General features: G+C 69.6%; 15 protein-coding genes. 8 read left to right on the plus strand and 7 right to left on the minus strand.

What is annotated here, in order from left to right:
• Positions 1 to 1,090: apolipoprotein N-acyltransferase (gene lnt / locus AB8Z36_RS19860; RefSeq protein ID WP_369214685.1), on the plus strand; the 1,090-nt coding region annotated here is incomplete at its 5' end.
• On the opposite strand, the gene AB8Z36_RS19865 is transcribed toward lnt, so the two are convergent.
• Positions 1,014 to 1,943, minus strand: a complete 930-nt coding sequence (locus AB8Z36_RS19865; RefSeq protein ID WP_369214686.1) for a Gfo/Idh/MocA family protein — start codon at positions 1,941 to 1,943, stop codon at positions 1,014 to 1,016. The two genes, lnt and AB8Z36_RS19865, sit on opposite strands and share 77 nt — an antisense overlap.
• A gap of 515 nt (positions 1,944 to 2,458) precedes the next feature.
• On the opposite strand from AB8Z36_RS19865, the gene AB8Z36_RS19870 reads away from it, so the two are divergent.
• Positions 2,459 to 3,073 carry a GntR family transcriptional regulator gene (locus AB8Z36_RS19870; protein WP_369214687.1) on the plus strand — a complete coding sequence of 205 codons (615 nt, stop codon included), beginning with the start codon at positions 2,459 to 2,461 and terminating at the stop codon, positions 3,071 to 3,073.
• 211 nt (positions 3,074 to 3,284) lie between these two features.
• Here AB8Z36_RS19870 and AB8Z36_RS19875 read toward each other — a convergent pair whose 3' ends face one another.
• The gene (locus AB8Z36_RS19875; protein WP_369214688.1) at positions 3,285 to 3,440 is read right to left on the minus strand and encodes a hypothetical protein; all 156 of its coding nucleotides are present in this window, start codon (positions 3,438 to 3,440) and stop codon (positions 3,285 to 3,287) included.
• A gap of 215 nt (positions 3,441 to 3,655) precedes the next feature.
• On the opposite strand from AB8Z36_RS19875, the gene AB8Z36_RS19880 reads away from it, so the two are divergent.
• On the plus strand, positions 3,656 to 3,889 hold the full coding sequence (locus AB8Z36_RS19880) for a GntR family transcriptional regulator (protein ID WP_369214689.1): 234 nt from the start codon (positions 3,656 to 3,658) through the stop codon (positions 3,887 to 3,889).
• 676 nt (positions 3,890 to 4,565) lie between these two features.
• Here AB8Z36_RS19880 and AB8Z36_RS19890 read toward each other — a convergent pair.
• The gene (locus tag AB8Z36_RS19890) at positions 4,566 to 4,901 is read right to left on the minus strand and encodes a hypothetical protein (protein WP_369214690.1); all 336 of its coding nucleotides are present in this window, start codon (positions 4,899 to 4,901) and stop codon (positions 4,566 to 4,568) included.
• Between the two features lie 280 nt (positions 4,902 to 5,181).
• Between AB8Z36_RS19890 and AB8Z36_RS19895 the strand changes: the two genes are divergently transcribed.
• Together AB8Z36_RS19895 and AB8Z36_RS19900 are read left to right on the plus strand one after the other, a co-directional pair.
• On the plus strand, positions 5,182 to 5,520 hold the full coding sequence (locus AB8Z36_RS19895; protein WP_369214691.1) for a DUF6233 domain-containing protein: 339 nt from the start codon (positions 5,182 to 5,184) through the stop codon (positions 5,518 to 5,520).
• 41 nt (positions 5,521 to 5,561) lie between these two features.
• Entirely contained in the window at positions 5,562 to 5,810 is a 249-nt protein-coding gene (locus tag AB8Z36_RS19900; RefSeq protein WP_369214692.1) for a hypothetical protein, read from the plus strand.
• A gap of 74 nt (positions 5,811 to 5,884) precedes the next feature.
• On the opposite strand, the gene AB8Z36_RS19905 is transcribed toward AB8Z36_RS19900, so the two are convergent.
• Positions 5,885 to 6,382 carry a hypothetical protein gene (locus AB8Z36_RS19905; RefSeq protein WP_369214693.1) on the minus strand — a complete coding sequence of 166 codons (498 nt, stop codon included), beginning with the start codon at positions 6,380 to 6,382 and terminating at the stop codon, positions 5,885 to 5,887.
• Between the two features lie 109 nt (positions 6,383 to 6,491).
• On the opposite strand from AB8Z36_RS19905, the gene AB8Z36_RS19910 reads away from it, so the two are divergent.
• Both AB8Z36_RS19910 and AB8Z36_RS19915 read left to right on the plus strand, forming a co-directional pair.
• The gene (locus tag AB8Z36_RS19910; RefSeq protein WP_369214694.1) at positions 6,492 to 6,785 is read left to right on the plus strand and encodes a hypothetical protein; all 294 of its coding nucleotides are present in this window, start codon (positions 6,492 to 6,494) and stop codon (positions 6,783 to 6,785) included.
• Between the two features lie 41 nt (positions 6,786 to 6,826).
• Entirely contained in the window at positions 6,827 to 7,042 is a 216-nt protein-coding gene (locus AB8Z36_RS19915; RefSeq protein ID WP_369214695.1) for a hypothetical protein, read from the plus strand.
• Positions 7,043 to 7,070: 28 nt separating this feature from the next.
• On the opposite strand, the gene AB8Z36_RS19920 is transcribed toward AB8Z36_RS19915, so the two are convergent.
• The gene (locus tag AB8Z36_RS19920) at positions 7,071 to 7,394 is read right to left on the minus strand and encodes a hypothetical protein (protein WP_369214696.1); all 324 of its coding nucleotides are present in this window, start codon (positions 7,392 to 7,394) and stop codon (positions 7,071 to 7,073) included.
• Positions 7,395 to 7,533: 139 nt separating this feature from the next.
• Here AB8Z36_RS19920 and AB8Z36_RS19925 point away from each other — a divergent pair, with 139 nt between their 5' ends.
• Positions 7,534 to 8,415, plus strand: coding sequence for an ATP-dependent DNA ligase (locus tag AB8Z36_RS19925; protein WP_369214697.1), 882 nt, complete (start codon positions 7,534 to 7,536; stop codon positions 8,413 to 8,415).
• A gap of 429 nt (positions 8,416 to 8,844) precedes the next feature.
• Here AB8Z36_RS19925 and AB8Z36_RS19930 read toward each other — a convergent pair whose 3' ends face one another.
• Together AB8Z36_RS19930 and AB8Z36_RS19935 are read right to left on the minus strand one after the other, a co-directional pair.
• The gene (locus AB8Z36_RS19930; RefSeq protein ID WP_369214698.1) at positions 8,845 to 9,087 is read right to left on the minus strand and encodes a hypothetical protein; all 243 of its coding nucleotides are present in this window, start codon (positions 9,085 to 9,087) and stop codon (positions 8,845 to 8,847) included.
• On the minus strand, positions 9,084 to 9,372 hold a 289-nt coding region (locus tag AB8Z36_RS19935; RefSeq protein ID WP_369214699.1), incomplete at its 5' end, for a tyrosine-type recombinase/integrase. The genes AB8Z36_RS19935 and AB8Z36_RS19930, both read right to left, overlap by 4 nt.

The raw sequence follows: 9,372 nt of genomic DNA on the forward strand, positions 1-9,372 counted from the left end.
GGCTCGGACCGGGGCGGCGACCAGCGGTGCGGTACGCGGACCGACGGGGTTCCGTGCCCCGGGCCCCGGCGCTCGCGCGGCCACCGCCGTCCCCGCCGTGTCGGCGGTCCTCGCCGTGGCCGCCGTCACCACGGCCGCCTGGGCGTGGGCTCCGCGTCCCGAGGGCGCGGGGCAGGTGCGGATCGCCGTGGTGCAGCCCGGTGTCATCGACGGCATCTCGGGGCCGGAGAAGCGGCTCGCGCGGGAGGAGGAACTGACCCGGGCGCTGGCCGGGCAGGAGCCGGATCTCGTGGTGTGGGGCGAGAGCAGCGTCGGCTTCGATCTGGCCGACCGGCCCGACGTGGCGCGCCGCCTCGCCGCTCTGTCCCGGGAGGTCGGTGCCGACCTGCTCGTCAATGTCGACGCCCGCCGCTCCGACCGCCCCGGCATCTTCAAGAGCTCGGTACTCGTGGGCCCGGACGGCCCGACCGGCGACCGCTACGACAAGATGCGGCTCGTGCCGTTCGGCGAGTACATACCGGCCCGCGGCCTGCTCGGCTGGGCCACCTCCGTCGGCAAGGCGGCCGGTGAGGACCGCAGGCGCGGTGACCGCCAGGTCGTGATGGACGCGGGCCCCGGCCTGCGCGTCGGCCCGCTGGTCTGCTTCGAGTCGGCGTTCCCCGACATGAGCCGCCGGCTCACCCGCGACGGCGCGCAGGTGCTGCTCGCCCAGTCCGCCACCTCCTCGTTCCAGCACAGCTGGGCACCGGAGCAGCACGCCTCGCTCGCCGCGCTGCGCGCCGCCGAGACGGGCCGCCCCATGGTGCACGCCACGCTCACCGGCGTCTCCGCGGTCTACGGCCCCGACGGCTCCCGCGCGGGCGCCCCGCTCGGCACCTCGGCGAGCGCCGCCAAGGTCTACGACGTACCGCTGGGCAAGGGCACGACGGCGTACGTCCGGTGGGGCGACTGGCCCACGCACGGCGCGCTCGTGGTGATCACCGTGCTGTGCGCGGCCGAGTGCGCCAGGTCGCTCAGGCGCCCTGCTCCAGCGCCGCACGGACCACGCGCTCGCACAGTTCATGGGTCGCCAGTGCGTCCCGGGCGCTGAGCACCTCGTCCGCGCGCACGGCGTCGAGGAAGGCGAGGACGACCTGCTCGATGCCGCGCTGACGGGCCACCGGCGCCCAGTCGCCGCGCCGCCGCACGCTGGGCTGGCCCTTGTGGTCGACGACCTCGGCGAGGTTCACGACCTGCCGCTTGGTGTCCTGGCCCGAGACCTCGAGGATCTCCTCGGTCGAGCCGCTCAGCCGGTTCATCACGCCGAGCGCGGTGAAACCGTCACCGGCGAGCTGGAGCACCACGTGCTCCAGCAGGCCGTCGACGACCCTGGTCCGCACCCCGACCTCGCTGATCTCGCCCGGCACCAGGAAGCGCAGGGTGTCCACGACGTGGATGAAGTCGTCGAGCACGAGTGTGCGCGGGTCCTCCGGCAGACCGACCCGGTTCTTCTGCATCAGGATCAGCTCGCGCGGATGCTCGGCGCACTGGGCGTAACCGGGCGCGTAACGGCGGTTGAAGCCGACGGCGAGGCTGACCCCGCGCTCCTCGGCGAGCCGCACGAGACGGGCCGAGTCGGCGAGTTCGTACGCGAGGGGCTTGTCGACGTAGGTCGCGACGCCCGCTTCGAGCAGCCGCCCGACGATCTCCGGGTGCGCGGTGGTCGGCGCGTGCACGAACGCGGCGTCGAGGCCCTGGTCGAGCAGCGCGTCCAGGTCGGTGTGGCAGCGGGCGTCGGGGATGTGGTGGGCGGCGGCGACCCGGGCGAGCGTCGCCGGAGTGCGCGTCTGCAGGTGCAGCTCGACCCCGGGCCGCGTGGTGAGGACCGGCAGATACGCCTTCTGCGCGATGTCCCCGAGTCCGATGCAGCCGATCTTAAGACCTTGATGTTCGCTGGTCACCATCGTTCTGACCTCTGCATTCCCGGCTCCAGTGCAGCTCTAGTTGGTCCTGATTATGCTCTGGTTGGCCACTTCGGTTCCCATTCGTTTCCCAGGCGTAGGCCTGTATAGCGAAAGGCCTTCCGAGGGCACGCCGAGCCTAGTAGACACACGAAGGCCGGAGCCGGACCCCCGGTGCACCCTTGGAGGCGTTGTTGGGGTCCGGCTCCGGCTTCTATGGCCAACGAGAAGCCTCCGCCTCCGATGCGGAAACTAGGGCACTCGTTCGGGCCGATCTTTGACGGCGGATCACCGTCATCTGGAGCCACAGCCTGGCCTGCTATAGGGGTACAGCAAGCCGTCGGCGGCCCCTTCAGAGCCCCGAGCACCTGAACTCGAAGCCCTGAAACTCCCTGTGCAGTTGCTGCTGGCATGAGCCGGTCTGCCGTAAGTCGGCTGGATATATCCAGCCGCAGCCCGGTTTTGTAACTTCGGACCTCACGTCATGATCACCATGATCGACGCCAGGGGACCACCGGATGCCAGTCGCGCTCTACCGTCGCATCGCCGACGATATTCGGCGCCGCATCGCAGCCGGCGAATGGAGTCCCGGCCAGCCCCTGCCGTCCCGCGCGGAGCTCGCCGCCGCCTATCACGTCCACGAACAGACGATGCGGCTCACCTACGACCTCCTCCGAAGGACTGGCGTCCTTGAAGGGGAGGAGCGCAAGCGGGTCATCGTGGCGCATCCTCCTGCTGTGCGCACCCTCACCGATCTGGACGCCCCATGGCCCTACACCTGCGACGTCACTGACACCCGACCGCAGCCCGCCACGGAGGAGCTGGCCGAGCGCCTTGGTGTTCCCGTGCGCACGATGTTGCAGCATGAAGCCGTCGAATGCCTCGACCCGGGCGGCCTGTCGGGGATGCTGGCCAATACCTGGTGGCAGGGCCGACGCCGCGGTCACGCGACTTTCACGGCGGAGCTTGAGACGGTCCGCCTGACGCAGGAGCAGGCTCACGCGTTGGGGCTGCTGGTGGACACGCTCGCCTACCGCGTAGCTCGGACCCGACTCGATACGCATGGAACCCCCGTGGAGACTTCGGATCTGTTCCTGCCGATGGACAGGTGGCGGATCCGCCTGAAGGGCTGACCGGTGGCCGCGCGGGGTCGAGGCGCGGCCACCGGGGTTGGCTGGTAATTGGGTATTCAAATGCATATATCTGTTGCGGGGAAGGTGTCGGCGGCAGGTAGTTCGGCGTTTCTTTCACACCCCGTGCGAATCGATCACTCGGCGTGGAAGTGCTGGCCAGAGCCTCACACGCGCCGTGATCGGAGCATTACCTTCGCGATCCGACACGGCCTCAGCCGGGGTCGGCGACCTTCCGGGCAGCGCTGTGGGCCAGGGCCTCCCACGCATGGCGCAGCTCCGCAGCCGTCTGGCAGGGCGGGGCGTCGAGGTCGTGGCATATCGCGCATTCGAGCTGGTGCGTGATCCAGTCGCCGTAGGCCTCCTGCACCGGACTGAGGCCCGTGTGGGCGGCGAATAGCCGGGGCCTTCCCGCTCGCGCTGGCGGGGTCGTATGTTCGTCCACGTCGACGCCTCCCGGGGCGTTGGCCATGCCCCCGGTCCGGTAGCGCGGACGCGGGGGTGCTGCTTCGGCGCAGGTCTACTGCGGTCTACCGCACTGTACTGCGGTCGCGCGGTGTACTGCGGCTATCTAGCGTCAATCGTGTGAGCATTGATCTTGACCGGACGCGTCCGATCTGGCGGCAGGTCGCCGCCGTCATCGTCGAACGCATCGAAGACGGCACCTACCCGGCAGGCAGCAAGGTGCCGTCGGTGGTCGACCTGTCCACGGAGTTCGGTGTGGCCGCCTCGACGGCGCAGAAGGTGCTCGCCCATCTCAAGGCAGAGGGCCTGATCCGCACGGAGGTCGGACTGGGGAGTTTCGTCGCCGACCGTTGATCGTCATATGCCGTTACGCCGCACATCCTGGGCGTTGTCGGACCCGGGTTCTAGGATGATCGCCATGTCCCCTACTCCCCCGGTTGCCAGGCCTGTACGGTCGGCTGACGAGCTGAACGCTCGCATCCGCGCGCTGTGGCCGCATCCGGCGGTGCGCCTATCCGACGCGGATCGCGCCGAGTACGAGGTGCTGGTGGCGGAGTGGGCAGTGGCAGTACGCGGCGAGGTTGTTGAGGCGGCCTGATTAGGCGGCGGCTCGTGTCCTGGCGGCGACGACCCGGGCGAGGCACACGTTGCAGAGCGGGCTGGACGGCCGCCCGCCGGTCGACGGCCCGTATTTCTGGGCTTGGTTGGGGCAGCTGCCCGTCGCGCAGGGTCCGGCGCCTTGGAGTGGGGGCTCGTAGGTGACCTCGTCGGCGGGGGTGCTCATGGCGATCCTGTTCTGTTCGGGTTTCAACAGGATGTTAGCTGTGGCCTGATCCGCGCCTCAGTCGCTTCGCGTCGGCGGTGAGGCCCAGGGCTTCCGCCTCGTCGGGGTCGTCGATTGGGCCGCCAGGGTGGAGCATCGCCATCCGGTCGCCCGGGTGTGCGCGAGTCGCAGGCAGGGTGCCGCCACGGGCCGGGCGGCCGAAGAGCGCACGGAGGATCAGAGGGGCTGTGCGCAGTAGGCGGCTGATCACGGCGTTTCGCAGTCGTGCAGCCGCCATGTTGGCCCGCCCCAGGTCTCCAGCTCGATCGTCTCCCCGCCGCAGTCCTTCACCAGGCAGACGGCCGGGCGGCGGATGGCAGGCGGCTTGGGCTGCTCGATGATGCCGAGTTCGCGTTCGAGCCGGTCGATCTTCGCGTAGTCCGGGCGTGCGGGCGCGGGGGCGGGTCGCCGCCAGTCGTGGGCGATCCAGTTCCAGACCGGCTGCGGCCAGCGCAGCCACAGCGGGCCGTCCGGGTCGGCCCGCCCGCAGGCCGCCGCATAGCCGACGAGCAGCGAGACGGCGAGGACGAGCAGGAAAGCCACGAGCCCCTCCCAGGTCGAGCGTCCCGCCCGGCGCTGTACGGGCGGGACCACAGCGCGGATAGATGCCGTCCAGCGTAGCGGCGGGCACTGACAGGGGTTGCGGTCAGCGGCTCCACATGATGGGCAGCACGGTCATGAGAGCAGCGGCACACAGCAGCGCGAACCCGTAGGCGGCCATCTCGAAGTTGTGGGCGATTCAGCGAATCAGTGGGCGCAGCATGAGTCCCCCTCGGTAGGCCCCCAGGATGGCAGACGGTCCGACGCGAGTAGAGTCGAACACATGTCCGACTCGCCGCGCCCGACCCGCCTGGAGAAGCTCCGCATCGTCGAAGGCTTCCTCCGGCACCAGCTCGACCAAGTCGACCGGTGGATCATCCAGGAGGAGCAGCGGCAGGCCGAACAGCAGCGCGGCGAACAGGCGCGGCCCCCAGCCCCGGACTGGATGATCGAGCAGGGCCTCGACGGGCGAGCCGCCGTATACGTGCACGTCGGCGACTGCCACATGGCAGGCAAACGATCCCGGGGAGTCACGCGCGAACAGGCGCGGCAGGCGCTCGCGGCGGGGGTGGACGCGTGCCCGCACTGCCGCCCGGACACCGCACTCGGCGTGCTGGAGTAGACGGTCGGTCGCGCGGCCCTGATTCGGGTACGGTACGGGCGATGCCCCGGCTGCTTCCTTCAGCCGGGGCATCATCACGCTCGCTCGCTCCTGAATCCGCTGCGGCCTTCCTTTGCTTGCGAAGCGAGCCGTTCAAGCTTCTGGGCTACGTGATGCGCCAGCTCAGGCGTCAGCTCGATGTGGACGAGGCGCCCCTTCTGCGCGTCGGGCTCATCGAGACGCGCTTGCAGGTAGACCTTGCGGTCGCCGCCATGCACCATCTCCTGGCCGCATTGAGTCCAGTGCGCTGACCACCGAGCGCGCTTTCGTTGCATAGAGATCACTCCTCGGATGCTCTTCTCAGAAAATGCGGTGTCACGGCAGATCAGGGGGAGCATGACAGGCAGCGCTGACAGAAGCGGTCGCCGAGCGCAATGGCATCAGGGACGGCGGCCCATCCGGCGTCGGTTTCCCAACCGCACCGCGCATGCTCGACCGATCGGCCGTCGTCCTCGATCCCCTCAGCCCGCAGGTGCAGAACACCAGCCGGGGAACGAAGGAAGTGGTTCGGTGGCCGGTGCGCCACCCTCGCGTCAGTTTGCTGACGCAGCAGCTCCGCCCGCAGCGCCTTACCGGCGTCGGTGAGGACGTAGCCGACGACACCCCACGTGCCGGAGGTGGCGCCCAGGCGGCCAACGCGGCGAGACACGGAACGCTCGTACCAGCCACTCACCGGGGTAACCAGCCCGCGCACATGCAGGGCCCGAATCGTGCGGGAATGGGCGACCACCCTGCCATCAGCAGCCTCAGCCAGAGCGCGGGACTGGGCTGCGGTCAACCTAGCGTGCGGGGTCGGGGCCCTGTTCTCGGTCATCACGCTCACTTGATCTCCCTCGATTTGGCGCGTCCTCTTGGTGACTCTAATTTATAGACCTCTAGAACTCACGTCAAGGGGTCTAGAAAAGAATCTTCAAGGGGTCTAGAGTTCCCCCATGCCTACGGATCCCGACGACGTCGTCAAGCAGGCCATTGAGCAGGCACTGGCCATCGAAGACCCCGCCACCAGGGGGCGCACCATCACGCGCGTACTCAAGGCCGTCGAGGACGATCCGCGCCTCAAAGACGCACGCGCCACAGACATCCGCGAGCTGCGGAAGAACCACACGCTTAAGGAAGTTGCCGCACTCGTCGAACTCTCCATCGGCCGCGTCGACCAGATCGCCAAGGGAACCGTCACCGGACGACGCCGAGTGAAGAAGGCGGCGCCGGAAGCCGCCCCGGAGTAGGCCAGCGTGCGCCCCCACCCGCATCCCCGCAGGCTAGACGCATGGCGTCACCGCAGCCCGTAGTGGTCTACCCGCCCGATGAGGACGGCGCCCGCCGTGTGCGCATCGACGGACGGATCTCCGGCAGGGCGTACAGCGTCCGCGACGTCGCCGCGTTCATACAGGAAGCCGGGCTGCAGGACTACGACGAGATGGATGTCGTCCGCAGCGCCCTCATCGAATGGCGCGGCGGCGGGCCAGACGTGTGGACGACGTGACGTGCGGTCCGCCCCGACGGGCCAGCCTCTACGGGATGTCGTGAGCGAGCACCCAAGCCCGGTGCTCTTGCCGGGCGTAGCCGCGCGGGCTGTCCGTCCAGCAGTCCGCGTCCGCTGGTACGGGGCCGCAGCCGGTGGAGTGGATGAGGTCGTGGGCGAGGAGATCGCGGGCGTAGCTATCGGCGTCAGCGATGTGCTCGATGGCCCATACCGGGGCCTGCGGATCGTCGGCGAGACGGTCTAGGACGGCGGCCCGCCGGACGAGGTACTCGCGGTGCAGGTGCTCGCCGCCTGGCTCGGTCGCGAGGAGGTGGAGGCGCTGTACCGCGTGCAGTTCACCGAGGATGTCCATGCGTTCATGGTTGCGGGGGCGCGCCCAGGCGTCTGGTCCGCAGGCCCACACGGCGAGTGGTGTACGCCACACCGCTTCGACACTGTCAGCCGGAGTAGCCCGCCGCGCGCCGCACTACCGGAGGCCAGACGCTGGATGCGTGGAATACCCCCTCGCCGTCGCCCTCGCCGAGCACGCCGACACACTGCCCACCGGGCCCTGGTGGTACGAGCCCAAATTCGACGGCGACCGCGCGGTGCTGTGGCGGCAGGACACCGCCCGCATCCAGACCCGCAGCGGACGCGACGCCACCGAACAGTGGCTCGACCTGGCAGCCGCAGCCATGCAGCTCCCACCCGACACCGTCCTCGACGGAGAAGCCGTCATCTGGCGGGACGGCAGAATGGATTTCGGGGCGGTCCGCTCCCGCGCCTCCGCCCGCGGCCGACGCCTCGCCGACCTCGTCCGCCGCCACCCCGCCAGCTACGCGGCGTTCGACTGCCTCATGCTCGCCGGCGTCGACCTCCGGCGACGTCCCTATGTCGAGCGGCGTGCCGCGCTCCTCGACGTGCTCGCCGATCTGCCGCCGCCCATCCAGGCCGTGCCCGCCACCGACGACCCTGATGTGGCGCGGGCGTGGATTGAGCAGCTCGCCGGGCAAGGCGTCGAAGGCGTCGTCGCCAAAAGGGCCAGCTCCACGTACCGGGCGGGCCGGAGTCCGGCGTGGCAGAAGCTGCGGCACTCCGAGACCATCGACGCCCACGTCGTCGGCTACACCGGGCCTGCTCGGCGGCCGACGAAAGTGGTCGTGCGGCTGCCGGATGGGCGGCGGATGCTGTCGCGGACGCTCGCTCCGACCGTCGCCGCAGAGGTCGGCGCACACCTTGTTGCCGTTGAGCGTTCCAGCTCAGAGGGGTTTTCACGAAGGTCCGTGAAAGCCGATGACGGCGAGCAGTACACCGCTGCGGACGGCCCGGTCGTCGAGGTCGAGGCCGGGACCACGAGGCACGCTACTGTCAGCGTGACCAGGGTCCGGGGATGAAGAGGCCCCCGCCACGAGCGGGGGCCTTGATTGCAGACCTACCCCGCCATGGAGGGCGGGTTCAGTCCGCGAGATCTGGCGAGGTGCACTCGGAGGCCAGGGCCACCGCACGCCAGACGTAGCCGCCTACACCGCCAACCGATGGACGGTTCAACTGCTACAGCCAGGATGCCAGAAGCCCGCCGCGACGGGGGTGCGCGGCGGGCCCGAAGCCAGTGTGGCACCGTCTCTTCCCCGGGCGGCCGATCTCGGCCTATCGTGATCAGGCGGCTCGCCGCGTTCGCAACGACCCTTCGGGGCGTGGGGGTAACCCCGTGGGCGGGCCGCACCAACTTCTCGGGGAGGCGCCGTGAGCGACACGTGGTGGGGCTAGACCTCGGACAGCAGAACGCCCCCGCAACCATCGCCGTTGCGGGGGCGTTGTCGTGCTCAGTCGTTCGACAGCCCGTGCTTCAGGGGCTGTGGCCCAGCGCTCAGCTCCCCGCACCGAAGCCGCTCAGCCTGATCGGCGCGCAGCTTATGGAGTTGCTCAATCAGACCGGCCACATGCCACGTAGCCGCATGCGTCACCGTGATGACGCCCTGTCGTTCAACGCTCGGGCCGAACTGGAACGCACGGTCCAGCGCGGCCACGGCTTGCGTGACCCCACCAAGAGGGATTGCCCTGGTCATACGCTTCCCTCCTCGTCCCGCTGGAGCCGTTCGCCGAGCTTGGCGGCGAGGGCGTAGGCGGGGTGGTTGTCGAGTTGACGTCGTCGCCGGTTGTAGCGCTGGGTGGTGCGCGGGTCGGAGTGCGAGACGGCGTCCTGGACGTCTTGGAGCGGCACCCCGTTGCCGAGGTTGTCGGTGATGAACTGGTGTCGCAGCGTGTGGGGCTTGATCGTGGCGGCTTGCGGGATGTCGGCGCGGCGGGCGAGGACGCGGAGGTGCTTCCAGACCTCGGGCTGCGTCCACCGG

This window comes from Streptomyces flavofungini (assembly GCF_041028215.1).
GTDB lineage: Bacteria > Actinomycetota > Actinomycetes > Streptomycetales > Streptomycetaceae > Streptomyces > Streptomyces flavofungini_B.